Raw genomic sequence first — 26,564 nt, 5'->3', positions numbered from 1 at the left:
ATCCTATCCGGCTATTTTTTACTGCGCTCGTGTTCTTCAATCCGAGATATTCTCTCGAATATTAACTCAAATTTCGAAAAGTCAAAATCTTTTGCGAATTCTGGGTCGCTCTCAACCAAGTCCGCAAATCTCGCTTTAGAGTGAGCCCCGGCCAGCTCTGAAACATTGCTGTCGAAAATTTTCTTGATGGATTCCTCCGTTGCATCGGGAGTTGTCCTAATTTGCGGAGCAGGCTTGCCTCTATTTGCGGAAGCAGACTGAAAATAGAAAACCTCATTGTCAAAATGTAGTCTTCTACCATTCTGAGGTTTTTTTAGCTCATCATCGGTGTAGTAAAACTCTATGGAAATGTTCGAATATGATTCGCGACCAGGAGGTACAGGTAAGCAAAATCCATAAACATTATTCCCGTAATTCTTAAATGCTTGGCCGTTGCTTTCGATGTTATTAACGATTTTTTCTACATCCCGATCGAAGACGCCGATAACTGTACAGTTCTGTTTTAATTTAGATAGTTGCTCCAACAATTTCTCAAGCTTTGAATCTCCCCAGTCCGCTGGTACATCAAAGTAATTTAGCGAGTCCCCAATGCCTAGAGACTTTGCAGCAGCCATAATGTGTTGGATGTCAGTTTTCCCTTCTGTAACCAGTAAGGTTTTCTTACCTTCCTCACTTGCTGCCTTTAATTTTTGATATTCTTCTCGGAGTTTTGTGCTGTCGCCAACCATCATGTCATAGACCTCAGTGTAGAGGTCACTATTGAAGGGGTCCCTTGTGATTCCGAAATTATCAAGGTCGATAATTTTAGAGCGCGCCAATGCTTCATCGGCCAATCCCATGGACATAAATGGCGAGTGCGAGCTAGTTATGAACTGTACATTTGGGAATAGCGAGAACAGTTTTGGCATGACTTCTTTTTGAAGTCGGATGTGCAGGTGTTTATCAGCCTCGTCGATAAGCACTATGCCTGAAACACTTGACAGGGGGTTTTCGCCAATTAAAACATCTGCCTGTCTTACGATCTCTCCGGCCAAGCACAAAGCTGCAGCCTCACCTGCGGATATATGAAATATTGAAGGATAGAGGCACTCGTTGGTTTCGGTGTTTATTATCTGAATTCTAGTATTGCCAAAACCTCGCGGGCCAATCCCGAAACGAAATTTAGCAGGGTTTTTTCCTTGCAGGATTAATGTTATTATTTGGTCGAGCACGCTTTTTATGTTTGCTACGCCAGAGGTCGAATACTGCATATCCAATACAATATCCATTAGCCAGTTAGCAAACTTTTGTAGTCCAGAAACCACTTCGAGAGGGTTGGGAAGTCTGCCTCTATAATTATCCTCGTTTCGAAATGATAAGTTTACGGCATAAGGTTCATTGATATATCCAGGGGTTTCGTATCGGTATGACGGAAAATACGTGACAATATTGGACTGAAAAATAAGTTCTGCTTGATTTTTGTCGGCTTCCCAGTGCTTAGTTCCTTTGCGTTCTATAAGGGTTCCTGCGAATTTATTGTAATCAATTTTATTTTCTATCATTAGCTCTTGATAACTGGCTTCGGTAAGATCTCCGAGAATATCTACGTAATCAATTGCCTTTCCTTCCATATTTAAACGCATGTAAAAAATTGATGGAAGAGAATGATTCAGACGATTCATAGCAGAAGTTACGCGGTAGTACTTGTTTTCCTTGCCTTCGAAAGATCCTGGAAACCAGTTTTTTGCGAGTTCGTGAAAGGCGTCCACTATATGTGAGATGATAGTGGTTTTACCCCGGCCATTGACTGCAGTCATGACCGCTATTTCATTTTCTGACAAACTAATATCTAGATTGTCAAACGGAGCTCTGTTTATAAATAACAGTTTTTCTATAAATACTTTCATAAGATTATCCTTTAGATACTTAAATTTTCTTTGGATACATTTATCATTTATTAAATGGCTCTAACAAACTTCCCTGAAACTTAATTTATTGCAGCCCAAAATTTTCAGTTGACTTCGTGGTCGGTTTTGGGTTCTAGCAGTTGCCATTACAGAGCCTACAAGGTTGGGGTGGCTCGTTGCCAGCACTCTGCGATTTCAGCTTGGATGGACTTCGCTTGTCGGAAAATGGCGTTGTCGCGTTGCGTGCGACCTCACGTATTGATCACCGCGAAGCGCAGCCATGGTTGTGCTAACGCTGGATAGCCGATTTTGTGCGGTGCTGACGGCGAGTTCACCGCGCCCCACTATGTCGCGCAGATACGCTGCGTAGTCGACCAACACCTTCCGATCAATCTGCCGCGCATCATTGATACCCGGCCCCTGTTCTGAGCGGCACCACTTCACGAATGCCTGCCACCGATCACAGTGTGCCTTCACCGTGCCGTAGTGGCCGCTGCCGAACATGTCCTTCAACGCCTGCGGCCCTGCATAGCTCAGTTGCCTGCCGTAGCCGAAATTGCGGCCATCGCGTCTACCCACCAATGCCATCTCGGTCACCTCATCTTCTGCTCTCCAGTCCTCGCCCCACGTCATCCCGCCAAGAATGCTGAGTGTTATCAGGGATCAAGGCCCCTGCGACCTGTGGGGATGTCCTCTAACGCGGGACTGGCGGCTCCTTACGTCCGGGAGCTAGGGCATCTCATGATCTGGCCTCCTTAACACCGTTGCCGGTGGGCGGGTGGAGGCAGTGCTGGCTGACGAGACCAGCGCGTGAAGATCCTGAGCCGGGTGAACGCAGCAATGCGATGACCGGGGCATGCCTGACTGTCAGTCAGGTGCAGTCCATTCCTTGGTCTGCGGCACCATCATCTGCATGGCTGTTGCTGGTGACATCGGCGTTTGTCACGCCGATTGTCACAAGGGGGAATGCCGCAAAGCCTTGTGCGATCAGGGCTGCAGCAGTGGTAGAAGTGCCCGTCTCTTTCCAGAAGAAAGAGACGGGCACAGGTTGGCGCAATATTCGGCCAAACGGATAGGTTGCTGCAGGGCAGCGAGGTACGGTGTATCTGGCGCACGAGCGCTATGTGTGTAAGAGCATCCATCACATGGGTAGTGACCGGGCGAGCTGCCGGATGCGAATCGCCCTTGGGGAGAACCACCGCCAGAGCGGCGTGACCTTTAGGTTCGGGTCACCTGGGGTGCTGTCATCGACAGCTCTTGCGACTCCCGGTCTACGCTTGTGGACAATATTCGTCAAGCATCGAGATATCAGGGATTTAGCGCCTGTGGATAAAACTATCCTCCGGTGGACATCAGTGGTTTTCCACAGACGTACGATGTGCCAGCAGTTTTTTTCTTAGGTATGGTCCTTTCAAACGGGGCGGCTTGCAGCCCCGTTTGAAAGGACCCGCGCGGAGGAGCTTCATGCGGTGCTGTGGGTAACTTCACAGCGAGTTGAGGTGGTGGTGCGGCGGGTTACTCGGCCCTCTTGGCACTGCGAAGCCGCGTGACGTTCTCGCCCGTCTGCTTGGCAAACTCATGCGGCGTCACATGGTCCTCGCGGTTCGCCTCCAGAAACCGGCTCCACCAGGTCATGATCATCCGGCGCTCTTCGAGGAACTCGGCCTTGTGGGTATAAGCGGCCCGCACGTTGTTGCGTTCCTTGTGGCTCATCTGTCGCTCGATGGCCGTTTCCGACCACAGCCCGGACTCGACCAGCGCACTGCACGCCATGGCTCGGAACCCGTGGCCGCAGGTATCCACCTTAGTGTCGTAGTCCATCATCCTGAGCGCAGAATTCGAGGTTTTCTCGGACATCGGTTTCCACGCTTCGGCGTCTCCAGCGAACACCAGGTCGAATGTGCTGATCTGCTCGAGCAAGGCCACCGCTTGCGGCGATAAGCGTAAAACATGGATGTCTCCAGCCATCTTCGTACTGATAGTAAAAAAGGGCACGTTGTCGAGCGGCGGACGTGTGTGGGCATTCTCCAGAGAAGGAGCGCGAGCGCGCTGTAATACATGTGTGTGGGCAGCTCGTTGTATGGCACCGGCTTCGCCGGTGTTCGCGGGCGTGCCCGCTCCCACCAAGTCCCTGCTAATTCACTGAGTTAGCTGTTGAGCCATGAGGCCGGCGCGACCGGGGGTAATCATCAACAACAGCCCTGCCTTCCGATGCGTGTATGTGACCAAATTTGCGGACATGGTCGTTGTACTTCACTCGCTCATGAAAACGACCAGCAGATCCGACCGGCACGCGATGCAGGTGGCTGAAGAGCGGATGAAGGACCTGAAGCACGAGCTGCGGAAGATGGGGTACAGGGTTTAGCTGCGGGGCGCTTGGGTGATGACGATCTGGGGAGGCGAACCGGCGTCGTTCGAGGATAGGGTCAAGCTGGTGCGAAAGCCGAGCTTGTCGAGCATGTCCATCATGGCGTCCAGGGTAAATTTCTCGATCTTGCCGTTGGCCAGCTCGGAGATGCGGGACTGGGTTACGTTCAGCCTGGCTGCGGCCTCGTGCTGCTTGAGGCCCATTTTTTTGATGCAGTCGGTGATGAAGATGGACAGGTCCATTTTCAAGGCCATCTTGCTGGCTGTTTCGGCGTCGTGGGTCGCGTGGAAGGGGCTTTCGTGGAATTGAAGCGCCATTGGCTTGCCTCATCAGAAATATCTTAAATTTACGATAAAATCGTAGCGGGGGCTGATTGGCAGGTCAAAGTGTTTATGTTTGAAGGCGTGTCTGCCTTTGGAGCCGCGTTGCTGGTTGGAGAAGTGCTTCTCCTTGGGATTGCCGGGGCTGCTGCGCAGCCCATCGCAGGCAAGCCAGCTCCTACACCGGTCGCGTTGGCGGCAAGGGATTTGTGTCCATATGGCTTAGGTGGGGCGAAGAGCGGTGGGCGGTTTTGCGGGGGGAGGGTAAACAAAAAAGGCCCACCTTTCGGTGAGCCTTTTGAGTACTGCGTATGGTGCGGCAGGCGTTGTCGGTAAGGGGAACCGTTGTGCGAGCCATAAGGGTACTTTCCAATGTCGAATTGGTAGGTATCCTTAAAAGTACCCTTATTAGCGCTGGCTACCCTCGGAATCCGACGGAACGCCAAAACGAAAAAACCCGCCAGAAGGCGGGTTTTTCGGGGGTTCCAGAGATTTTGAAAGCTTTCTATGGAACCTTGAATGGTGCCGGCACCAGACGAACGGTGGTTGGCAGTGAGGTCCCAATTTTCGCGGTACTGGAATTCGGTGGATTTTTCGACGTACCTCAAAAAGTATCTATAAAAGAATCAGCTAGTTATGGCTTTCGGTGGAATCGAACCGGAATTTTTTTGGATCTTTTGACTGACGCTCTGCTGAGTTCTGAATACGTTTGATCTTGTTCTCAGTCTGCCCAGAGTCTACTATTACCCGTTAGCAAGAGGTGGGGGACGCCGGAGAATGAATTTCCAATACACCGGCGCTTGAGAGTTAACCGGACTATTTATCTCTCATCTGTCTCGTTTTCAGGTTCGTAATCATAGTCAACGAGTTCAGCTGATACTTCACCGCGCTCAAGTTCGCCTAATCCTGTTGTGCCGACGATCAATGCGCTTTTTATCTCGATGCTGAACTTAATATCCCGCCCGGAAACATCATATTCCCTTCTATGAGTTCCGCTCGCCGATCCAGAGAAGGTAACACTCAGCCCATTTTCGAGCGTAATATCTTCCAAGTCACCAATTTCAACTTCGTCATAAAGAGTGTCTGAGTCAGCGATTGGGCCGGACAGTTCATCGCTGTCTAATAAGCTATACCTCATATTTTCGCAGGCTTCCCTGCAAACCTCCTCAATCTCATCCTTTGGCAGTAACTTAAAGTCAAGGTTGTCGAACATTGAAATTACGTGATCGAATAATACTTCGGCATCTAGCTCCTCGTTTCTCGAACCTTCGTTTTGAACAATGGTTTCGAGAATTGATGCGAACTCATCTCGATCGTAGTAAATGTATGATACTTGCGCCAAAGTTTTGTTATTGAAGTTTTCGTCATCCACAAGAGCTTGGAAGCTCTTGTAGCCAAAAATCATCGCTACAATCGCAGTAAGTCCATTTAAAGATAAATAGATTTCATCGTCATTGAGGCTCTCTTCGATTGTTTGCATTAGACCGTAAGCTGCTGGTAAGCGATTTGATGCTTGAGCTGCTTTTAACTGAGCACTCGCCAAACCAAAACGCTGCCTTTCAAGCTCCGCGTTTATCTTCTTTTTCTCTTCTTCTAAATCAGCTTGATTCGCACGGCTTCTCGCCTCCGTCGCAGCGGCGGCGGCAGCGTCTAATGCTGCTTTCGCTTCTGCGGCTGCGGATGCAGCTGCATCGGCCTTCTCCTTGAATCGAGCTGTCCGGAGCTTAAGTTGTTCGATTACCTCTCTCCTACGCTGAATATCTAAACTGACGCTTTCTTCCAAAAATTTCTTTTCGGGATCTGCTAGTAGCCTTTGCTTATTCAGAGATTCCTGCCGCTGAACTTTACTGATTTCTATCGTTATCGCTTGCTCGTGCAAAAGTTCGTTAGCATATTTCAATACGGATTTTAACAGCCAAGACACCCAAGGAAAGGCGAATATAAACAGGGTTGTCATAAGCAGAGGAATTGCGACAAGCGAATTTAATTCGAATATCTTCAATTCCTGATAATGTTTGTTAATCGCAGCAATTCGATCGGTGGCGGTTCCCTCACCCCAAACTAGCAGCGCTAAATTGTCCCAGTTGCAGATTAACCAGGAGCCAATGAAAGCGCCGATAAATGGATCTTCAATCTTGGTTCTTGTGCTTCCAGAAATTGCCTCTAAAATATCGTCAATGAATTTCATTGCATTATTCCTGTATCTAGATATGACTCTACTTTCTACAAGTCTGAAAGTATTCAGAGTGTGGCATGAACCAAGCCACATTCTTCTCTGTTAGACCTGCTCTGGGACCCCAGTCTCGATGGTTATCGCCTGCCCCAAGTGGTATTTTGGCGATACGTGTGGTCCAGGGAGTGCTCCTTTCAAGAGCAGCCCCATATCGATTACTTTACTCACGCCTAGATCCGATCTGAGCGGCGACCAAATTGATCTGATTGGGCGCCGCAATCGTGCCTGAATAGCCAATCGCCGAACATGGCTTCCCTGTCACGCACTTGATGAAGATACTTGCGGGATTAGCGGTTGAGGATTTCGCTAATTTCTACAAGTTTCTTGCCATTGCTTTTGGTCAGGTCGTACATCTCTGTGATCAGCGTCTGGATTTCATCAATCAGCTCGGAACGTTCGGCTTTGGTAGGCGATTCGCGAAGGGAATTCAGACGGTTTGTGATAATCCGTTTCTTTCCTAGCAAACTGTAGTCCTTAACGTTTGCATAGATTTCCCAGTAGTCGTAACGGGGATATTTGCTGGCAATTTCCGAGATGTTCATACCGCCTTCCAGCAGTTGGTTCATCTCCGTCAGCTCATGTTTCTCGATAGTCATCAGCGTTTTTCGTCCATGTGCAGGCAAGGCGGGTGCTCGCCAGTATGAATGAAGGATAACCAATGAGTCTGTTAGATGGCTATCTTTTTGCCATTATGCGTTTTGATTTCCAGCGAGCGGTCTTGGAGGCGGAGGCGGTAGGTGCTTGGCAGATTCTCGGGCTTGGCGTCGGTAGATTTAGCAGATGCGGTCATCGCCATGGTCAAGTTCCGAGCAAAAAAACTCGCCTTTTGCACGCCTGCTAAAAGCAGGACCCTACCCGTTGGGTAGGACGTGTGGCGAGTGTGTTGCGCTCGGGTTAATCAGGATTGCTGGAACCGTCAACCAAAAATGCTGGGTGGTTACCTACAGAACAAACAAAAAAGGCTCACCTTTCGGTGAGCCTCTCTCGCTGAGTCATGGTGCGGCACCAGACGAACGGTTTTCAGGCGAATAACCCCTGTTTTCGCAGGACTGGAATTTTCGATATACCTCATAGCGTATCTATAAACAGATCAGCTATTTATGGCTTTCTGTGGAATCGAATCGGGAAAATTAGAAAACCTTTACACGTTCGAGTTTTCTAGTGGCGATGAAGCGCATGGATCGTTCCTCATCAAGCATCTGAATTTTTAATTCTGATCAGCCCGAGTGCTTCTGCTCAGAAGCTGAACAGAAGCAACGGCGCTGTTGAAGTGGTCGTCAATATCCGCTGAAAGACTTTTGCTGAGTCATAGTTTCACGGAATTGCATTATTTCATCAATTGGGAGCTTCACCGCTATCTTCTAGGCCCTTAAGAGCCACCTTGCTCTCTACATCAAGGTAAGAATCAAGATATTCGTGAGAAATAAGCGAGGCATCCTTACCTACAATTCGAACAGCTTGGCCATTATTGTCTTTTCGGCGATGGCTGAATGCGAATAGAGTTGTATAACGAGTAGGTGAAACACCTTGGAAGTTTTCGAACAAGACTTTTCCGCTGGATGATTCATCTATGGAAATCGCATCTGAGTGCAATTTCATGGCTAGGCTTTTTTCGTATGGTTCAATATAAACAACGCGGGATATCCCGGACGCAATGATATGCCGAGCGCAATTGTGGCAGGGATAGGTCGTTGTATACATGACGGAGCCGAGGGTGGAGCTTTTTCCGCTTCGAGCGATATTCAGGATCGCTTCCATCTCTGCGTGGATAGCGCGAGAATATTCGATGATTGACCCTAGTGCGGTGATTTCCAGGATTTGTTTGGCCAACCGTGATGCATCTACTGAGGAAAGGAGAGCCTTCTTTTCTTCAGTGTCAGTGGTGACTGGGATGAGAGCATGCAGAGCTTCATCTTTTTCTGGCCTGCTACGGACGGGGCTATTTTCGCTACTTTTTGCCTTAGAGAGTATAGCAACAATATCCTTGGCTAGACGTTGCTTTGTGTCATCGTTGTAGCATTTTTTACCGTGCACTACACAACGCTGGTCATTTTCAGAGTCCTCGTTATAGAGGCCGCCTCCACCAGCGGGAACATCGTTCCAGCCTACAGATATGACATCGCCTGCAGCATTGGCAATTGCTGCACCGACTTGCCGGCTTAAACAAGCTGACTTTAAGGAGGCAGCGTAAGCCGCATACATACCTGCTTCGTCACGAGTAGGCGTAATACCATTTTCGCCATGGACTAGTCCAACAAACCGTTTGCACGGTTTGGTTATGTTGCCAGAGCTTTTCAAGCTATGTTTAACAAAGAAATCTGATCTGTGAATGGTTTTTTCAAGCTGTTGCCCGTGAGTTACATTATCTTTCCGGTCGCGCTCGACTAGGTTTTGCGCCTCGACAGGGATCAATCCTTCCGATTGCAAATATTCCAAGCGAGCGTTCTGAGGGCTCATCACACCTACGAGGAAGAAAGCATTGCGGTAGGTAAGGCGGAATAGCTCAACTTCAGCCGGATGTTTAAGTTGGTCGACAATATACACAGCACGAGGTGGGACCGCATCGCCACTCGCGTTCATTTTCACTTGGCGATTGGCTGAGATGAACTTAATGGCTTGTGTTGCTAAAGTGTCATCTGTGAACTTGTCACGAATAGCATTGCCAAGGTCTTGGAGTGCTGTGTAGCGGGAAAAGAAATCCAGAGATTCGATTGAATCTATATCCGGACCAATCCTTGAGAGATCATGGTGCTTTGCAGCGAGCTCTTTGATAAGGCTGCTTACTTTGACAATAGTCACTTCGTAGGAAAAGGCGCCAAATTGGTCCTTAAGCTCAGAAACAACATCTTGCAGATTACACCCGACGGCGCCGCATACGCCAATAACTAGCTCATTGGTACGGCGAGACTTAATTTTTTCTTTTAAGTCTTTATCTGTGTCGATGTTGTTGGTTTTTGCTGTGCCAGATTTAACAATACTTTGAACGGTCCCTGTTGCCATTTGTTTACGCTACCACTCAAGTTTCTTAGCGCGCTCGGCAATCTGAGCTATCGCATGTTGGTATTCTTTTTGCTTTTTTCGCTCAGCAAATGCATCCGAAAAGATTACAGAGCTACGCGGCTCATCACTGCGAACGCCCTTCGCGACCGGCGTTACAACGCGTTCTTCAGTTCTCATCGGCGATAATCCTTAGTAAAAATGCTCACCCGCTTATAACTCTAGCGTAAGGGTAGACCATGCAGGCAAAATTGGTTGGTATCCCTCTGTACTCTAGCTTGGCGTATCCCGGTAGGCTAGCGCACCAAGGCGCTAGCCTACCGGGATACGCCAAGCTGTCAAGAAGCATGTGAGCGATTTAGGGCGTGCAAGGTACCATAGATGAATGTCAGATCACGTCCGCCTGACGGATGGTTGCCTCCAGATAGGCCTGCACCATCGAATACACCCATCACGACTGTTTGTAATTGTCACGAATCAGCTTCCTTTGAGGCTAAGCCATCAAAACCCTCCCCACGTCATCCCGCCAAGAATGCTGAGTGTTATCAGGGATCAAGGCCCCTGCGACCTGTGGGGATGTCCTCTAACGCGGGACTGGCGGCTCCTTACGTCCGGGAGCAAGGGCATCTCATGATCTGGCCTCCTGAACACCGTTACCGGTGGGCGGGTGGAGGCTGCATTGGCTGACGAGACCAGTGCCGCGAGATCCTGAGCCAGGTGCAAGCAGCAATGCGATGACAGGGGCATGCCTGACTGTCAGTCAGGTGCAGTCCATTCCTTGGTCTGCGGCACCATCATCTACAAGGCTGTTGCTGGTGACATCGGCGTTTGTCACGCCGATTGTCACGAGGGGGAATGCCGCAAAGCCTTGTGCGATCAGGGCTGCAGCAGTGTTAGAAGTGCCCGTCTCTTTCCACAGAAAGAGACGGGCACAGGTTGGCGCAGTAGTCGGCCAAGCGGATAGGTTGCTGCAGGGCAGCGAGGTACGGGGTATCGGCGCACGAGCGCTATATGTGTAAGAGCATCCATCACATGGGTAGTGACCGTGCGAGCTGCCGGATGCGAATCGCCTTTGGGGAGAACCACCGCGAGAGCGGCGTGACCTTGAAGGTTCGGGTCACCTGGGTTGCTGCCTAAGGCAGCGGTTGCAAGATCAGTTCTACGCCTGTGGATAATTTTGGTCAACGCCCGAATCCACATGGCCTCTGGGGCTGTGCATGAAATTATCCACCGGTGGAAATCAGTGGTATCCAAAGGATTTATGTCGGCTTTTAGCTTTGCAAAGCGAGGTCCATCCAAACAGGGCGGCTTTGCAGCCCTGTTTGGATGGACCCGAATTAAAGAGCGGCCAAAGGCGATCTGGAGGGTTCATCGACGATTGAATGCGCCACGCCCACTTGGCAAGGGGGTGATGTTGTCGCCAACTGGATGGGCGAACTCATGTGGAGTCACATGCCCCGATCTGTTGGCATCGATGTAATTGCTCCACCACGCCATGATCAGCCGACGCTGCTCCAGAAATTCGGCCTTGTGGATATAGGCGGCGCGCACGCGATTGCGTTCCTTGTGGCTCATCTGCCGCTCAATAGCCGCGTCTGTCCACAGCCCTGATTCCAGCAAGGCGCTACAGGCCATGGTCCTGAATCCATGCCCGCATACTTCCTTGGATGTGTCATAGCCAACGTTGCGCAGTACCTGGTTAACCGTGTTCTCCGACATTGGCTTCCAGTACTTGTGGTCACCGGGCAGCACCAGCTCGGAGAAGCGACTCAAGCCGCGCAGCCGTTCAAGAATCGCGATGACTTGGGGAGAGAGCGGCACCATCTGTATGTCTCCACTCATCTTGGTGCCACGGGTGGAATTGCGCACGCCGTCGATTGGCTTACGGGTGTCCGGGATTTCCCACATCGCCCTTTGCAGGTCGAACTCATCCCAGCGCGCAAAGCGCAGTTCGCTGGAGCGCACGAACACGTGCAGCGTCAGCAGTACCGCCAGCTTGGTTAGCTCACGGCCGTTGTAGTTGTCGATCCGGCTGAGTAGTTCGGGGAGGCGGTTGAGTGAGAGGGCAGGGCGGTGCACGGTGCGCGGGGCATGAATCGAGCCTGCCAGATCGAGCGCCGGATTCTGGCTGATCTGCCGCGCCCGCTTCGCGCCCCGCATGATCGTGGAGAGATAATTCTGCACGCGCAGGGCAACGTCCATGGTGCCGCGCTCTTTGATACGCAGAGTGACCTCAAGCAGATCATGGGTATCAAGCTCAGCGATGGGGCGTTGGCCGATCAGAGGGAAGACGTGGGTGCGCAACCGACTCATGACGGTCTTGGCGTGTCCTTCAGTCCAGCGCCGCGACATTTCGGCGTGCCACTCCAGGGCGACTGTTTGGAAAAGCAGGGAGGCTCGTTGGGCAGCAAGCTTCGCTTTCTTCTTCTCTTCCATCGGGTCGAGGTTGTCGATCAACAGCGCCTTGGCTTCATCGCGCTTGGCCCTCGCGACGGCCAGCGAGATGATGGGGTAGTTGCCGATGATCAGCGTGCCTTCCTTGCCGCTGGGCTTGAAGTAGCGCAATCGCCACGTTTTCACGCCGTTGGGTTTCACGAAGAGGTACATACCGCCACCGTCGAATAGCTTGTAGGCACGTTCGCGAGGTTTCGCCGTACGGCATTTGAGGTCACTGAGAGGAACGGCTAGACGTGGCATAAGGGTACGTTCTCCATGCAGGCAAGACGCTGTACCCCAAAAATACCCCCGGGGAAGGGGTATTTTGTTGGATCCCGACGGAGGGTCCTGGAACGAAAAAACCCGCCAAAGGGCGGGTTTTAGGGGCTTCCAAGGCATTCGGTGGAACGCGATGGAGCTGGATATGGTGCCGGCACCAGGAATCGAACCCGGGACCTACTGATTACAAGTCAGTTGCTCTACCATCTGAGCTATACCGGCAATGGGGCGTCATTATAACGATCGTTTGGCGCCTGTAAACCACTTCCTTGCAAAAGATCGCAAATGACCTAAGTCACCGACCTAAAAGGAGAATTTTCCTACCAGCCACGGTGGATTGTGGTGACGCTTGGCTCGCTTTTCCCTGGGTTGAAGAACAGCTTGTCGTTGTCGCAGCCGCGCTTGCGGCACGGGGTTTCGGTGCGCAGGGGCAGGCCGTTGTCGCCGCCCAGTTGCATGCCGGGGTGGTTCCAGCCGAGGTTGCTGTTAGGGTGGGGCGAGGTGCCGCTGGCGCAGCCGGTCAGGGCCAGGGCGAAGGTCAGCAGGGCTAGGGGTTTGGCTTGGGTCACGATGGTCAGGTCCGTTGGTCCATTGTCGGTTCTGGCGCAACGCCAGAAGGCCGCGGGGCTGGCGGGCAGCGCGCGACGTCACTTTTTAATGATTTGGGGGAGGGATGATACACGGTTGCGGGGTGGGGGATTAGCCTTGTGTTGCTTGATAGGGCCTCTTCGCGGGCACGCCCGCTCCCACAACGACCGCACAGTCTCCGGGTTTGTGGCAATTCTGTGGGAGCGGGCGTGCCCGCGAAAGGGCCATCTGCTGTACGAAAATCCTGAATCAGGGGCTAAAAGCTTCAGGTTCTGGACGCTTCGGAACTATCCTACGAGCGCCGCCGAAGTATCGCTGTTGTCGTGGAAATGGCTCAGGGATAACGTTTTCAGGTCGCTCTGGCGACCGGGTGTGAGAACCCGTTCACGAATATAGCGGCTGCGTAATGGCGACCGTGCGCGGGCAGATTTCGGTCTGGCCGAGGCTTCCTATGTTCACTCGGTTTCTCACCCCGTGCACGGTTGCCGCCTCTCAGTCCGGTGAGAAAGACTGAAAGCGGCAAATCCTTTGGGAATATAGGAGTTTCAGCATTGAAAACGATCAACTCGGATAAGCCAATCACCACCGCAGGCGTAGAAACCTTCCTCGCAGCCGGTAACCCCTCCCTCAATCTGCTGCGCGTCGAGCCCGGCATCCCGGTCGATGCTGCCTACGAACATGTCTCGATCCTGATGGGCTATATAAAGCACCTGGTGCGCGAGGGGGATATGGAAGATGACCATAAATTCCTCGGCGCGGCTGACTACCTGTGCGACATGGCCAAGGCGTTGATGAACGATATCGAGATTGCCAAGAACAAATCGCATTGAAATGTGAGATTGCCGGGGCTGCTTTGCAGCCCTTTCGCGACGCAAGGCCGCTCCCACAACGATCGTGAAAAGGCTTCTTGCGCCAACCACAAGAAATGTTTATGCACAAGTGGCATTGACAGCTTGCGCGAAAGGCATGCCGGATTGCTGCGCCGCTGGTCTTTGCGCAAACGCCTGTTTTTACTGGGCTTGACGCGAAGGCAGGAATAAGAACAGGGCTTGAAATAGCGTTGGGATCCAACAGGTAATCACAAGCTTGTTCACAGAGTTATCCACAGGTTGTGCTGCGGCTAACGGTCGCGTTCGGCGAGGATGAGCAGGTTGCGCGGGGTCAGTGGGTAGTCGCAAAACAGGCCCAGGCGCACGCTGTAGCCTTGTTCTTCGAGGAACAAGGCGCGATCCAGTACCAGCCACAATTCTAAAGGCCGACGGAACAGGTTGCGCACGCGTTCCAGATTGCGCACTTCGGCCAGGCGTTGCCAGCCGGCAGCCTCCAGGGCTGCCCAATCCGGGTTGCCGTTCAGTGGCAGTTCCTTCAGTTCGGCCAAGTCGCGGCAGTACTGCTCGAAGGGCTTTTCCAGCCAGGCTACCGGCAGCGATGGGGTTGGCAGGTATTCGCCGCTCTGGCGCTGCTGGCGTTGCAGCAGGTCGAAGCCCAGGCGCCGTGCCATTGAGGTATCACGCTGGCGTCGTACGCGGGCACCGGCTGTGACGGTTTCACTGAGGGGCAGGCCCAGGTCGTCCAGCGACAGTTGCAGGCTGGAAGCCAACGCAGCTGTGGATAGCGGCTGGTATTGCTGCACAGCGATGCGGTTGTAGCAGCAGGGGGCTACGGCCAGTTGCCGGCAGCCTTGCTGGCTGGCCAGTTGCATCAGGCGTACATGCAGATCGCCACAGGCGTGCAGGGCAACCACGCTTTTCTCACCAGTCAGGTGGCGGGCGCTGTCGCTGGCCATCACATCCTGGTGCACGTGCTGCGCTGGCAAGTGATGGTGGGCGCTCAGGGCCTGGCCGGCGGCGACCAGCTCGGCGTCGTACTCCAGGCAGGTCAGTTGCTGGCCGGGTTGCAGCAGGCGGCGGCCGAGGTGGCCTTTGCCGGAGCACCAGTCCAGCCAGTGATGGGGCGCGGCGCGGAAGGCCAGGTGGCTGGCGAAGGCTTCGATCTGCTGCCATTTGCGGCCGGGGACCGCTACGTCCAGGCGGTGGGCGGCGGGGGGCAGGTCGGTTGCCGGGAGGTTTCCGAGGGCGGATAGCTCTTCGGCTTGCCGGGCCAGTTGCGGGAACGGGGCCGGCAACAAATCGGCAGCGTCGGGGTGTTCTGCATCTGCCAGGGAGCACTGGCGCAGGTGGGCGGCGAGCTCGGGGTGTATGGTTTCCCAGCCCAGTTGCAAGGTGGTGAAGGGGCGGGGTTTCCACAGCTGTTGGTGCTCGATCAGGAACTGGTCGAGGGCCTGGAAGCGGGTACTTATCTGGTGGCTGTGGAGGTAGTTGGCCATGGGTAGATGTGTGTAGGTTTTGAGGGCCTCTTCGCGGGCACGCCCGCTCCCACAGGTATAGCGCCACATTCAAGGCTGGCGCTGTACTTGTGGGAGCGGCGGTGCGGCGATCCGACGTGCCCGCGAAGCAGTCAGTGAGCGATCAGCGACCCTGGCAGGCGTCCACGCGCAACCAGCGCTCCAGCAGCTTGAAGCCCTGCACCAGCAGGAACGAGATCACCAGGTAGAACACCCCGGCAGCAAAGAAGATCTCCACCGGCAGGTAGGTGCGGGCGATGATGGTACGGGCCATGCCGGTCAGTTCCAGCAGGGTCACGGTACTGGCCAGGGCGCTGGCCTTGAGCATCAGGATCACTTCGTTGCTGTACGCCGGCAGGCCGATACGGGCAGCACGGGGCAGCATGATGTAGAACAGTGCCTTGCCCCGCGACATGCCCAGCGCACGTGCCGCCTCGATCTCGCCTTTGGGGATCGATTGCAGCGCACCGCGCAAAATTTCGGCGATGTAGGCGGCGGTGTGCAGGGTCATGGTCAGCACGGTGCACCAGAACGGGTCGCGCAGGTACGGCCACAGCGAGCTGGATCGCACGGCATCGAACTGCGCCAGGCCGTAGTACACCAGGAACAGCTGCACCAGCAGCGGCGTGCCGCGGAAGAAGAAGATGTAGCTGAACGGCACCGCACGCACGTACCAGTGGCGCGAGGAGCGGGCGATGCCCAACGGAATGGCCAGGATCAAACCGGCAACCACCGCAATGGCCACCAGCTCCAGGGTCAGCACTGCGCCCTCGGCCAGGCGTGGCAGCCATTTGAAGATGACTTCCCAATTCATTATTCGGCCCTCGCAAAGCCGCGAGCGGCGCGTTTTTCCATGAAGTGCATGCCGGTCATGGCGATGACGGTCAGGCTCAGGTAGATGCAGGCCGCCACCATGTAGAAGGTGAACGGTTCTTTGGTCACGGTCACGCCGATTTGCGCGTGGCGCATGATTTCTTCCAGGCCGATTACCGACACCAGCGCGGTGTCCTTCATCAGGATCATGAACAGGTTGCCAAGGCCGGGCAGGGCGATGCGCCACATCTGCGGCAAAATGATCCGCGACAGGATGCGGCCCTTGGACAGGCCCAGTGCCAGGCCGGCCTCACGGTGGCCCTTGGGGATTGCCAGGATGGCGCCACGGAACACTTCGGTGGCGTAGGCGCCAAAGCACAGGCCAAGGGCGATCACGCCCGCCGCGAAGGCGCTCAGTTCGAGGCCCGGCATGTTCAGGGCCTCGCCGAGGGCGTTCATCAACCCGACGGTGCCGAAATAGATAAGCAGAACCCACAGCAGTTCGGGCACGCCGCGAACCAGGGTTGAGTAGAAGCCGCCAAGCCATTGCAGCGGCTTGATCGGGGAGGTCTTGGCCAGGGCGCCGAGCAGGCCCAGCACCAGCCCCAGCAGCAAGGCGCAAAGCGCCAGTTTTACGGTCATCAGGGTGCCGGCCATCATGGCCGGACCGAATCCGTGCAGGTCGATATTCATGGGCAGGTCATTCTAGGGACAGGCGCGCCACGGGGGCGCGCCGGTCAGGGCGGGTCATTCGATGCTGAACGGGAAGTACTTGTCGTTGATCTTCTTGTACGTGCCGTCGGCTTTGATTTCTGCCAGGGCTTTGTTCAGGTCGTCGCGCAGCTTGCTGTCACCTTTGCGCACGGCAATGCCGATCTTGTCGCTGTCCATTACCGGCTCGCCCTTGAACTCGAAGTTCGAGCCGTCTTTGCTCTTCAGCCACTCGTACTGCACGTACTTGTCGGCCAGGATGCCGTCGATGCGGCCCGATACCAGGTCCAGGTAGGCGTTTTCCTGGGTGTCGTACAGCTTGATGTCGACGCCCGGGAAGTTGTCTTCAAGGTAGGTGCCGGCCAGGGTGGCGCGCTGCGTACCGATAACCTTGCCCTTCAGCGAGGCCTTGTCGGTCTTGAAGTCGACGTTCTTCGGTGCAATGAACTGCAGTTTGTTGGAGTAGTACGGCTCGGTGAAGTCCACGGCCTGCTTGCGCTCGTCGGTGATCGACAGCGACGACACCAGGAAGTCGAACTTCTTGGCGTTCAGGGCCGGGATGATGCCGTCCCAGTCGGAGGTAACAACCGAGCACTCGACTTTCATCTTGGCGCACAGGGCGTCGCCGATGTCTTTGTCGAAGCCGACCACGTTACCGCTGGCATCCTTGTTGTTGAACGGTGGGTAGGCGGCTTCGATACCCATGCGCAGTTTTTCTGCGGCCATGGCGTTTGCCGACATCACCAGCGTGGCAGCTGCTGCCAGGAGAAACTTCTTGTAAGTGTGCATGTATTGCTCCGTTAGCGGTGGCTTGACATGAATTGCTTGCAACGCGCCGAGGTCGGGTTTTCGAAGACCTGCTGCGGCGATCCCTGCTCTTCTACCAGGCCCTGGTGCAGGAAGACGACTTCACTGGACACATGGCGGGCAAAGCTCATTTCGTGCGTTACCAGCAGCATGGTACGGCCTTCGTCGGCCAATGCGCGGATAACGTTAAGCACTTCCTGGACCATTTCCGGATCGAGCGCCGAAGTGGGCTCGTCGAACAGGATGACCTTGGGCTTCATGGCCAGGGTACGGGCAATGGCGGCGCGCTGTTGCTGGCCACCGGAAAGTTGGGCGGGGTAGCTGTGGCGTTTGTCGTAGATGCCAACCTTGTTCAGCAGCGCTTCGGCGGCTTCGGTGGCCTCGGCCTTGCTTTGGCCGAGCACGCGGCGTGGCGCCTCGATGATGTTGTCGAGAATCGACATGTGCGGCCACAGGTTGAAGTTCTGGAAGACAAAGCCGATTTCGCTGCGCAGGCGGTTGATCTGGCGGTTGTCGGCTGCGATCAGGTCGCCGTTCTTGGCGGCCTTGAGCTTGAGTGCTTCGCCAGCAACCAGGATTTCGCCCTGGTGCGGGTTTTCGAGCAGGTTGATGCAACGCAGCAAGGTGGACTTGCCGGAGCCGGACGACCCCAGGATGGAGATCACGTCACCGTCGCGTGCGGTCAGCGAAATGCCCTTGAGAATTTCCTGCTCGCCGTAGCGTTTGTGCAAGTTGCGGATTTCCAGCGCGGGCGTGGCCTGAGCCATGTGCGGTCCTCATGTGTTCGGGTGCGTTCCCAGCTGTTGGCGGCCTTCCTGGCGTGCGCCAAGCTAGCATAGCGGCATTATGACGGCCAACAGGGTCGCCGGGGACTGTGGGCACTGGTGGGGCAGTTTGTCGCATCGCTACAGCGTAACGTCGCGCATATGTCCGCGAAGGTGTCGCCCAGCACCAGAGCCTTGATGAAAAAAGGCGCGATGGTGCCAGCTTTGGCCCGCTCATGGAAGCGGTTTCGGCCCATTCACAGCTTAAACCTGACCTCAAAGCCAAGCGATCCCTGTGGGAGCGGGTTCACCCGCGAGGGCCCCAATGCGCTCACAAGGTTGTACCTTGGGGTTGCACTTTTTTGCATTGCGGCGGTGCACAGGTGTTACCGGGGAGCACCTTTGGTGCGTTTGTAAGTGGGTATTTCAGTAATCCGATGTTTTGGCGCCCTTTCGGTCAAAGCATGGCGGAAAGCCCTCCAAACCTTGTCCTAAAAGGCCTGCAGAATTTTCTGACGAATGCATTCAGCACATGGCGCGCTAATTGCCAGTAGGAAACCGCCGATTGCAGCGACGCCTAGGTCAACCCCTGGCGCGCTCCGTACCCGCAGTCGGAGTGGTCCACTCCTTACAAAGGTAGTTTTAATGAGCGGTAACAATTCCAATGACCTCGCTCAGGGGCTCAAACAACGGCATGTCACCATGCTGTCTATTGCTGGCGTCATCGGTGCCGGCCTGTTCGTTGGCTCCGGCCACGCCATCGCAGCTGCCGGCCCGGCCGTGCTGCTGGCCTACGCCGCCGCCGGTACGCTGGTCGTGCTGGTGATGCGCATGTTGGGTGAAATGGCTGTTGCCTCGCCTGACACCGGTTCGTTCTCTACCTATGCCGACCGCGCCATCGGGCGCTGGGCCGGTTTCACCATTGGCTGGCTGTACTGGTGGTTCTGGGTGCTGGTGATTCCGCTGGAGGCCAACGCCGCCGCGGCCATCCTGCATGCCTGGTTCCCTGCGGTTGACCTGTGGGCCTTCTCCCTCATCATTACCCTGGCGCTGACCCTGACCAACCTGTGCAGCGTGAAGAACTACGGTGAGTTCGAGTTCTGGTTCGCCCTGCTCAAGGTGCTGGCAATCATCGGCTTCATCGCCGTGGGCTGCGCTGCCATGTTCGGCTTTGTACCGAGCAGCCAGGTGAGCGGTGCCAGCCACCTGTTCGATACCCAAGGCTTCATGCCTAATGGCCTGGGCGCAGTGCTGGCAGCCATGCTGACCACCATGTTCTCGTTCATGGGTACTGAAATCGTTACCATCGCCGCTGCCGAGTCGAAGGACCCGGGCAAGCAGATCAGCCGTGCCACCAACTCTGTGATCTGGCGTATCTGCCTGTTCTACCTGGTGTCTATCTTCCTGGTGGTGGCGCTGGTGCCTTGGAACGACCCGGCCCTGGCCGAGACCGGTTCCTACCAGACTGTGCTCAGCCGCATCGGCGTGCCGAATGCCAAGCTGATCGTCGACATCGTTGTGCTGATTGCCGTGACCAGCTGCCTGAACTCGGCGCTGTACACTTCTTCGCGCATGCTGTTCTCGCTGAGCAAGCGTGGTGACGCCCCGGCCATCGCCCAGCGCACCACCAAGTCGGCCACGCCGCACGTGGCGGTATTGCTGTCCACTGCCGCGGCGTTCCTGTGCGTGTTCGCCAACTTCGTGGCCCCGGCCCAGGTGTTCGAATTCCTGCTGGCCAGCTCGGGCGCGATTGCACTGCTGGTGTACCTGGTGATTGCCGTGTCGCAGCTGCGCATGCGTGCCCAGCGTGAAGCCCGTGGCGAGAAGATCACCTTCAAGATGTGGCTGTTCCCTGGCCTGACCTGGGCGACCATTGCCTTCATCGTTGCCATTCTGGTGGTGATGGCGCTGCGTGAGGATCACCGTGCGGAGATCTTCGCGACTGCACTGCTGAGCATTGGTGTGGTGGCGGCTGGCTTGCTGGTGCACCGCAAGCGTGAGGCTGCCGGGCGGGTGGCGCTGGACAACTGATCCGCGCTGGCTGCAATGAAAAGGCCGCGCCCTGTGAGGGGTGCGGCCTTTTTTGTTGCCTGTACCGGCCTCTTCGCGGGCTCGCCCGCTCCCACAGGTGTTGCACAGCCTTCAAGGCCGGTGCGATCCCTGTGGGAGCGGGCGAGCCCGCGAAGAGGCCAGAACAGGTTACTTGGCCCTGTCAGCCAAACTGCTTCTGCTGCTGTTGCTGCTTGGCTACCAGCTCGGACGCGGCGATATAGGCATCCTGGAACTCATCGCTTTCCAGCCAGGCCATGGTGGCCTCTTCGTCGGCACCGTCCAGCCATTTGCGGTAGGCGTTGAACACCAGCACGATGTAGTCGGTGGCGTGCTCTTCCTTGTGGCCCTTCAGCACCAGAGCCAGCAGCGGGTCTACCAGGAATACCGAAATCATCGGTACCAAGCCGCCCTCCTGGGCTTCCTTCATCTTGTTGAACATGGCGTCGTAGCTGCCCGACTCCATGGCCTTGTTGTACACCTGCTCGACGCTGGCGCTGTCGCCTGCGCTGGCCTTGACCGCCTGGCCGCTACGTACCATGCGGTTCTGCTTGGCCTTGCTGGCGGCGCGCTTGGCGCGTTTCTGTTGCTTGGTAGGGGTGGCCATCGAGTGAGTCCTTGGGTGTGTCTGAAAAGTGCGTGCATTGAATCGCACTTGCCTGCGAAACCCAAGCGGCATGCGAGGGTCTCAGTCACGCTGCCGGATGCCCGGTATCTACTCATGAGGAATTCACGGATGAAAACAGCGCTCTCGCTTTGCCTGCTGACCATGGCGCTAGGCGGCTGCGGCAACATCGCCGCAGTCAAGTCGTTCAACACGCCCTATGGCTCTCCGACCTCTGGTGATACCGCGCGGCTGCGGGTGATTGCCGATGGGATGGTGCGTGCCGTACCGGGCAAGGACTGCGTCGACTGGTACAGCCCGGGCGCAGGGGTGATTGCCGTTCCGCAAAAGGGCTTCGCCGACCGCAATGGCGAAAGCCTGGGTATGCCCAAGGGCGCTACTGCCATGCAGGGTGATGTGGTCAGTGAGGTGCTGGTTCCGGCCGGCAAGCCATTCACTCTGCACTTTCTTGATGGCGGCCGTGGCAGCTACAACAGCGTCACCAACTGCCTGGGCATGTTCTACTTCGTGCCGCAGAAGGGCGCCGACTACGAAGTGGTGGTCCATGGCTACAGTGCCTGCGGCGTGAAGCTGCAGCAACTGGGGGCAGAGGCGCCGGTGCAGGTCACAAAAGCTGAGTACTGCAGTGCCATGGCTAACTTCTGATGCCGCCTGCCAGGCCGCTTCGTGCCTGCTGCTGAGCAGGGTTGGTTCAACAGTTTGAAACATGTGCAAATTGATGTAATGTTAACTGTGGTTTACATTTTTCTAATGCCTACAATCATTCAAACTGAGACATACAGAAGGTGGTTCGCTGCACTGCGGGATGATCGCGCGCGGGCTCGAATCAATGTGAGGTTGCGTCGAATCGAGCTTGGGGTGTTGGGTGACTGTAAGCCGATCGGTGAAGGAGTATCCGAGGCTCGGATCGACTTTGGTCCAGGCTATCGGGTGTATTTCGTTCGACGTGGCTATGAAGTGATCATTCTGTTGGCGGGTGGCGACAAAGCCACGCAGGCCAGAGATATCAAATCTGCGCTCAAATTGGCACGTGATCTTTAGGAGGCCGCCATGACGGGTAACAAACTCACCAAATGGGACGTTGTTGACCATTTGAAGACCGAGCAAGACATGCTCTTGTACCTTGAGGCCTGCCTTGAGGAGAACGACCCCGTGCTGCTTGCGGCCGCTTTGGGGGATATCGCTCGGGCCCGTGGTATGGCTCAGCTGGCTCGCGACACGGGCCTCACTCGAGAAGGCTTGTACAAGGCCTTGTCCGCAGAGGGTAACCCCAGCCTGGCGACCATCATGAAGGTCATGGCGGCGCTTGGCATCAGGCTTCATGCTGAAGTCGTGCCCCCTCAGGCCGCTGGGTAGCGGGATGGGTTGTCGGTAAAACGCAAGGGGCAGCTCGATGCTTTCTCAGGCAGAGAAATCACAGACAACAAAAAACCCGCACTAGGCGGGTTTCTTGTTGTCGCTTCGGGTAACTTTGCAACCACCAGAAGCTTGAAGGTGGTGCCCAGAGACGGAGTCGAACCGCCGACACGAGGATTTTCAATCCTCTGCTCTACCGACTGAGCTATCTGGGCGACGAGGTGAATTAAATAGATTTTCTGGCGGCCCGTCAACGACTTTTTGAAAAAATTTTAAATTAATTCCGTCGCTTACGATTCGTGGGGTCATTCCGAGGGTGGAACGTAGCCTTCCGCCTGGGCGTATTCCTCGCCTGCGAAAAACTTGTCCATCTCGACCTGGAGGAACTTGCGGTCCTCGCCGTTCATCATGTTCAGGCGCTTTTCGTTGATCAGCATGGTCTGGTGCTTCTTCCAGTCTTCCCAGGCTTTCTCCGAGATGTGGTCGAAGATGTCCTGGCCCTTGGCGCCTGGGTAGGGCGGGCGTTCCAGGCCTGGGAGTTCTTCTTTGTACTTGCGGCACATCACGGTGCGGGTCATCGGGCGTCTCCTGCAATCAGTTCGTCGGCCGCGCGTTTCAGCAGTTTTTTCACCGGGGCAGCAAGGCCCAGGCGCGGCGGGGTGGCGAGGTTATACCAGAGCCAGTCAGCCTCGGCCACGTGCTGGCCGACCAGGTCGACGCGCACCAGCCAGGGCTCGATTGCCAGCTGGAAGTGGCTGAAGGTATGGGTCAGGCCTTCCATGGCGCGGCTGCCAGCCAGGCGCAGGCTGTGCTGGTAGGCCAGGTCGTCGAGCTGGGCGATGTCGTCCAGTTCCGGCAGGCTCCACAAACCACCCCACAGGCCGCTGGAAGGGCGGCGATAAAGCAGGATGGCGCCTTCGTGGTTGGCCAGCAGCGGCATCAGCGTACGGCGTTGTGGCAGTGCCTTGCGCGGCTTGGGCTCGGGGTAGCGGGTTTCTTCGCCGTGCAGGTGCGCTTCGCAGCCACGCTGCAGCGGGCAGAGCAGGCAGCTGGGCTTGCTGCGGGTGCACAGCGTGGCGCCCATGTCCATCATCGCCTGGGTGTAGTGGTTGGCGCGCTGCTGCGGGGTAAAGCGCTCGGCCGTGGCCCACAGCTGGTTGGCCACCTTGGGCTCGCCGGGGTAGCCGGCCTGCGCCGTGTAGCGGGCCAGCACGCGTTTGACATTACCATCCAGGATTGGCGCGCGGATGCCCATGCTGATGCTGGCGATGGCCCCGGCGGTGGAGCGGCCAATGCCGGGCAACTCGGTAAGCTGCTCGACACTGCGCGGGAACTCGCCGCCATGTTGCTCGACGACGATCCTTGCAGCCTTTTGCAGGTTGCGTGCACGTGTGTAGTAGCCCAGCCCCGTCCATAGGTGCAGCACTTCGTCCTCCGGCGCCTCGGCCAGGGCCTGCACGGTGGGCAGGGCCTGCATGAAGCGGTCGAAGTAATTGAGCACGGTGCTGACCTGGGTCTGCTGCAACATGATTTCCGACACCCATACCCGGTACGGGGTGATGCCCTGTTGCCAGGGCAGGTGGTGCCGGCCGTGCTCGTCATACCAGTCCAGCACAGCGCTGGAGAACTGCTCGGGGCTCATCGCTTGAACAGCCCCTTGAGTGCGTCTTTTACTTCCGGGCTCACTTTGTCTCCGAGTTTTTCTTCGAGTTTTTCATCCAGCTTGTCTTTCAGGCGGTTGCCGGCCAGCTTGGCGGCAATCTTGCCCAGGCCGCCCTGGTCCAGGCGGCACGCCTTTGCACCGAGTTCCAGCGGGCCACGGCAGCGCAGCGGCACTTCAATGCCCACATAGCGCTCATTGACCTGGCAGGCCGGGTCCGGCATGGCGCGTTGGTCGCCTTCAACGATCACGCCAATGTTGTAGTCCATACCCAGCACACGCAGGTCGAGGTCGCCTTGACCATTGACGGTCAGGCCCGGGATGCGCGCCTTGAGGTCTGGGTTGCTGGCGACGCCGTTGCGTACCACCAGGCTGCCGCGCAGCTCCTGGAATGGGGTGTCCTTGCCGCGTGGCTCGCCGCTCAGGGTCTTGCGGTTGAGCGTGGCGATGGCTTGGCAAAGCTGCTGTTCGAGGTTGGCATTGACCAGCACGCCGTCGTTGATGGTGAAGTTTGCGCTGCCGTTGAGGGTGTCGACCAGTGCCTTCTGGCTGTTGCCGGTGGCTGTCAGATCACTGGTCAGCGTCAGCAACCCCTTCACCGGTGGCGTTTGCTCCTTGCCCTCGGTCTTGATGAAGTGTTCAACCGGCACCCGCTGGATGGTGGTGTTGACGCCAAGCTGCGGTACGGCAGGGCGCACATCGACGGTGCCTTTGGCCTCGAAGGTGCCGTTGTACAGCTCACCGCGCAGGGTTTGCAGGGTCAGCAGGCCGCCCTGGCCGATGGCCTTGAGCTGGGCGTCTTCGATTGGCAGCTTGTCCAGCGTCAGCGCGCCGAAGGCCACGTCGGCCTGCACGTCGAGGGCGCGCAGGCGGTCGACCGGCAGCAGTTTGTCGTCACTCCAGGCCACTTGTGTCGGGGCGTTTGGTAGCGGTGTTGTGCCGGCACCGGCCACTGCACTGGCTTCCTGTTGCTTGACCTCGGCCTGGCGTGCCGCCGTGGCCCCCTTGGCTTCTTCGCTCTTGGCGGGCAGGTAGCGGTCGGCATCGAAGGTATCGCCCTTAAGCTGCAGGCGCAGGGCCTGCTTGGCGAAGTCTTCCACGGCCACGCGGCCGCTGAAGGTGCTGTCATCCAGCTTCACCGCCAGGTCTTCCAGGGCCAGGCTGTTCGGCGTGCCTTGCAGGCGGGTGACCAACTCCAGCTTGGCGAAGGCTGCCGGGTCGTTGGTGGCCGGCAGCGGGTGGCCGATGCTGTCGAGGAAGGTGCGCAGGTTGAACTGGGCGATGGACAGGCCGCCGCTCAGCTGTGGCGCCTTGTCCAGGTCACGCACATTCAGCTCGCCCAGGGCGCGCAGCTGGTTGGCCGACACTTTCAGGCCGTTCCACGAGGCTACATTTGCAGCCAGGTCGACCAGCAACTGGCCCTGGGCGGCAAAGGTTACGGTCTTGCCGCCGGTGGGCTCACCCGAAGTCTCGCCCGACAGGCGCATGTCTTCGAGGTTGTAGCGCTTGAGCTTGCGGTCGAAGCGTAATTCACCCGCCAGTTCGGTGCGGGCCTTGATGTTCGGCTGGCTGGCGCTGATGAACGCGCTGGCCTTGAGCGGAATGTTCGCGCCTTCGTGGACCGGGCCGGTGCTCAGTTGAATGCTCTCGGCGCTGTAGTTCTGGCCGGTCTTGGCATCGGTGTACTGCACGCGGGCGTTGTTCACGGTCAGGCTGTCGATGTCCAGCTTGACGGCCCGCCCGTTGCCGTCGGCAGGTGCCGGTTTCTGTTCGACGGGTGCATTGGCCTGGGCATCGGCAGGGGTGCCGTTCTGCGCGGGCAGCGGCTTGCCGATGTCTTCCCAGTTGCCATGGCCGTTTTCGTCGCGCGCCAAGGTCAGGTTAAGGCCTTCGACACGCACGTCGCTCATCTGCACTTCGCGGCGCAGCAAGGGCAGCACGCGCACAGACAAACCGAGCATCTGCAGGTCGGCGAACGGCTCCTTGGGTTTGGCCAGGGTGGCAATGCTGGCCTCGTGCAGTTCCAGGCCCAGCCATGGGAACAGGCTCCAGCCGATGTCACCGTTGAGGGTCAGTTCGACGTGAGCCTTGTCGCGTGCCAGCTGGCGAATCTCGTCTTTGTAGTCGTTGGGATCAAAGAGGTGGGTCAGGGCGAAGCCCAGCGCCACAATGATCAGCAGCAACCCGAGAAGCCCCAATCCCAGGATTTTGCCGAACGCTTTCATGGGCGAGTCCTTGTAGTCCGTTAGTGAAATTCAGGCGGCAGAGTATAACGCCGCCGTGTATGTCCCTGCTTATTCGACCAGAGATACAGGGCATTTCCTACGT

Annotated in this window: 23 protein-coding genes, 2 tRNA genes and 2 pseudogenes; 6 read left to right on the top strand and 21 right to left on the bottom strand. The window is 56.3% G+C overall.

The window, feature by feature from the left end:
• Positions 1–11: 11 nt before the first annotated feature.
• The 3 genes and pseudogenes from ACFY9W_RS08565 to ACFY9W_RS08555 all read right to left on the bottom strand — a co-directional run.
• On the bottom strand, positions 12–1,886 hold the full coding sequence (locus tag ACFY9W_RS08565; RefSeq protein ID WP_391128392.1) for a hypothetical protein: 1,875 nt from the start codon (positions 1,884–1,886) through the stop codon (positions 12–14).
• A 249-nt stretch (positions 1,887–2,135) separates the two neighbouring features.
• A pseudogene (locus ACFY9W_RS08560) lies at positions 2,136–2,474 on the bottom strand (integrase); the annotation flags it as partial.
• A gap of 927 nt (positions 2,475–3,401) precedes the next feature.
• A pseudogene (locus tag ACFY9W_RS08555) lies at positions 3,402–3,902 on the bottom strand (tyrosine-type recombinase/integrase); the annotation flags it as partial.
• A gap of 145 nt (positions 3,903–4,047) precedes the next feature.
• Between ACFY9W_RS08555 and ACFY9W_RS08550 the strand changes: the two are divergent.
• Complete coding sequence (locus ACFY9W_RS08550) at positions 4,048–4,251, top strand: type II toxin-antitoxin system RelE/ParE family toxin (protein ID WP_391128389.1); 204 nt, start codon at positions 4,048–4,050, stop codon at positions 4,249–4,251.
• Here ACFY9W_RS08550 and ACFY9W_RS08545 read toward each other — a convergent pair.
• From ACFY9W_RS08545 to ACFY9W_RS08510, 8 genes are all read right to left on the bottom strand, one after another.
• Positions 4,248–4,571, bottom strand: coding sequence for an XRE family transcriptional regulator (locus ACFY9W_RS08545; RefSeq protein WP_391128386.1), 324 nt, complete (start codon positions 4,569–4,571; stop codon positions 4,248–4,250). The two genes, ACFY9W_RS08550 and ACFY9W_RS08545, sit on opposite strands and share 4 nt — an antisense overlap.
• Positions 4,572–5,394: 823 nt before the next feature.
• Positions 5,395–6,762 (bottom strand): hypothetical protein, encoded by a 1,368-nt coding sequence (locus ACFY9W_RS08540; protein WP_391128383.1) that lies wholly within the window; start codon positions 6,760–6,762, stop codon positions 5,395–5,397.
• Between the two features lie 332 nt (positions 6,763–7,094).
• Entirely contained in the window at positions 7,095–7,403 is a 309-nt protein-coding gene (locus ACFY9W_RS08535) for a hypothetical protein (protein WP_120715286.1), read from the bottom strand.
• Between the two features lie 739 nt (positions 7,404–8,142).
• Complete coding sequence (locus tag ACFY9W_RS08530; RefSeq protein ID WP_391128379.1) at positions 8,143–9,807, bottom strand: anti-phage dCTP deaminase; 1,665 nt, start codon at positions 9,805–9,807, stop codon at positions 8,143–8,145.
• Positions 9,808–9,816: 9 nt separating this feature from the next.
• Entirely contained in the window at positions 9,817–9,984 is a 168-nt protein-coding gene (locus tag ACFY9W_RS08525) for a hypothetical protein (RefSeq protein ID WP_174141966.1), read from the bottom strand.
• A 1,188-nt stretch (positions 9,985–11,172) separates the two neighbouring features.
• Positions 11,173–12,501, bottom strand: a complete 1,329-nt coding sequence (locus ACFY9W_RS08520; RefSeq protein ID WP_350298378.1) for an integrase arm-type DNA-binding domain-containing protein — start codon at positions 12,499–12,501, stop codon at positions 11,173–11,175.
• A 164-nt stretch (positions 12,502–12,665) separates the two neighbouring features.
• Positions 12,666–12,741: transfer RNA gene (locus ACFY9W_RS08515), tRNA-Thr, on the bottom strand.
• 98 nt (positions 12,742–12,839) lie between these two features.
• Positions 12,840–13,088 carry a hypothetical protein gene (locus ACFY9W_RS08510; protein ID WP_391128374.1) on the bottom strand — a complete coding sequence of 83 codons (249 nt, stop codon included), beginning with the start codon at positions 13,086–13,088 and terminating at the stop codon, positions 12,840–12,842.
• A gap of 570 nt (positions 13,089–13,658) precedes the next feature.
• On the opposite strand from ACFY9W_RS08510, the gene ACFY9W_RS08505 reads away from it, so the two are divergent.
• Complete coding sequence (locus tag ACFY9W_RS08505) at positions 13,659–13,937, top strand: DUF3077 domain-containing protein (protein ID WP_391128371.1); 279 nt, start codon at positions 13,659–13,661, stop codon at positions 13,935–13,937.
• Positions 13,938–14,227: 290 nt separating this feature from the next.
• Here ACFY9W_RS08505 and ACFY9W_RS08500 read toward each other — a convergent pair whose 3' ends face one another.
• The 5 genes from ACFY9W_RS08500 to ACFY9W_RS08480 all read right to left on the bottom strand — a co-directional run bounded on the left by ACFY9W_RS08500 (position 14,228) and on the right by ACFY9W_RS08480 (position 18,549).
• Entirely contained in the window at positions 14,228–15,433 is a 1,206-nt protein-coding gene (locus ACFY9W_RS08500) for a methyltransferase (RefSeq protein WP_391128368.1), read from the bottom strand.
• A 142-nt stretch (positions 15,434–15,575) separates the two neighbouring features.
• A complete protein-coding gene (locus ACFY9W_RS08495) occupies positions 15,576–16,265 on the bottom strand; it encodes an ABC transporter permease (protein ID WP_016497592.1) in 690 nt (229 codons plus the stop codon).
• Complete coding sequence (locus tag ACFY9W_RS08490) at positions 16,265–16,957, bottom strand: ABC transporter permease (protein WP_105947365.1); 693 nt, start codon at positions 16,955–16,957, stop codon at positions 16,265–16,267. Before ACFY9W_RS08490 ends, ACFY9W_RS08495 begins: the two co-directional genes overlap by 1 nt.
• Positions 16,958–17,011: 54 nt before the next feature.
• Positions 17,012–17,764 (bottom strand): transporter substrate-binding domain-containing protein, encoded by a 753-nt coding sequence (locus tag ACFY9W_RS08485; protein WP_391128365.1) that lies wholly within the window; start codon positions 17,762–17,764, stop codon positions 17,012–17,014.
• Between the two features lie 11 nt (positions 17,765–17,775).
• The gene (locus tag ACFY9W_RS08480) at positions 17,776–18,549 is read right to left on the bottom strand and encodes an ATP-binding cassette domain-containing protein (protein WP_391128362.1); all 774 of its coding nucleotides are present in this window, start codon (positions 18,547–18,549) and stop codon (positions 17,776–17,778) included.
• 642 nt (positions 18,550–19,191) lie between these two features.
• Between ACFY9W_RS08480 and gabP the strand changes: the two genes are divergently transcribed.
• Entirely contained in the window at positions 19,192–20,577 is a 1,386-nt protein-coding gene (gene gabP / locus ACFY9W_RS08475) for a GABA permease (protein WP_391128359.1), read from the top strand.
• 181 nt (positions 20,578–20,758) lie between these two features.
• On the opposite strand, the gene ACFY9W_RS08470 is transcribed toward gabP, so the two are convergent.
• Complete coding sequence (locus tag ACFY9W_RS08470) at positions 20,759–21,202, bottom strand: hypothetical protein (protein WP_391128356.1); 444 nt, start codon at positions 21,200–21,202, stop codon at positions 20,759–20,761.
• 129 nt (positions 21,203–21,331) lie between these two features.
• Between ACFY9W_RS08470 and ACFY9W_RS08465 the strand changes: the two genes are divergently transcribed.
• The 3 genes from ACFY9W_RS08465 (at position 21,332) to ACFY9W_RS08455 (ending at position 22,576) form a co-directional block, all read left to right on the top strand.
• Positions 21,332–21,865, top strand: a complete 534-nt coding sequence (locus ACFY9W_RS08465; protein WP_391128353.1) for a hypothetical protein — start codon at positions 21,332–21,334, stop codon at positions 21,863–21,865.
• Between the two features lie 105 nt (positions 21,866–21,970).
• Positions 21,971–22,261 (top strand): type II toxin-antitoxin system RelE/ParE family toxin, encoded by a 291-nt coding sequence (locus ACFY9W_RS08460; protein WP_391128710.1) that lies wholly within the window; start codon positions 21,971–21,973, stop codon positions 22,259–22,261.
• Positions 22,262–22,270: 9 nt separating this feature from the next.
• Complete coding sequence (locus ACFY9W_RS08455; RefSeq protein ID WP_391128350.1) at positions 22,271–22,576, top strand: addiction module antidote protein; 306 nt, start codon at positions 22,271–22,273, stop codon at positions 22,574–22,576.
• Positions 22,577–22,715: 139 nt separating this feature from the next.
• On the opposite strand, the gene ACFY9W_RS08450 is transcribed toward ACFY9W_RS08455, so the two are convergent.
• The 4 genes from ACFY9W_RS08450 to ACFY9W_RS08435 all read right to left on the bottom strand — a co-directional run bounded on the left by ACFY9W_RS08450 (position 22,716) and on the right by ACFY9W_RS08435 (position 26,461).
• A tRNA-Phe gene (locus ACFY9W_RS08450) sits at positions 22,716–22,791 on the bottom strand.
• Between the two features lie 90 nt (positions 22,792–22,881).
• A complete protein-coding gene (locus tag ACFY9W_RS08445; protein ID WP_391128347.1) occupies positions 22,882–23,154 on the bottom strand; it encodes an oxidative damage protection protein in 273 nt (90 codons plus the stop codon).
• The gene (mutY, locus tag ACFY9W_RS08440; protein ID WP_391128344.1) at positions 23,151–24,218 is read right to left on the bottom strand and encodes an A/G-specific adenine glycosylase; all 1,068 of its coding nucleotides are present in this window, start codon (positions 24,216–24,218) and stop codon (positions 23,151–23,153) included. The genes ACFY9W_RS08445 and mutY overlap by 4 nt, the downstream gene beginning before the upstream one ends.
• Complete coding sequence (locus ACFY9W_RS08435) at positions 24,215–26,461, bottom strand: AsmA family protein (RefSeq protein WP_391128341.1); 2,247 nt, start codon at positions 26,459–26,461, stop codon at positions 24,215–24,217. Before ACFY9W_RS08435 ends, mutY begins: the two co-directional genes overlap by 4 nt.
• Between the last annotated feature and the right edge of the window lie 103 nt (positions 26,462–26,564).

This window comes from Pseudomonas sp. NPDC008258, from assembly GCF_042956345.1.
In the GTDB taxonomy this organism is placed as follows: Bacteria; Pseudomonadota; Gammaproteobacteria; order Pseudomonadales; family Pseudomonadaceae; genus Aquipseudomonas.
This window is presented reverse-complemented; position numbering and strand designations above follow the sequence as displayed.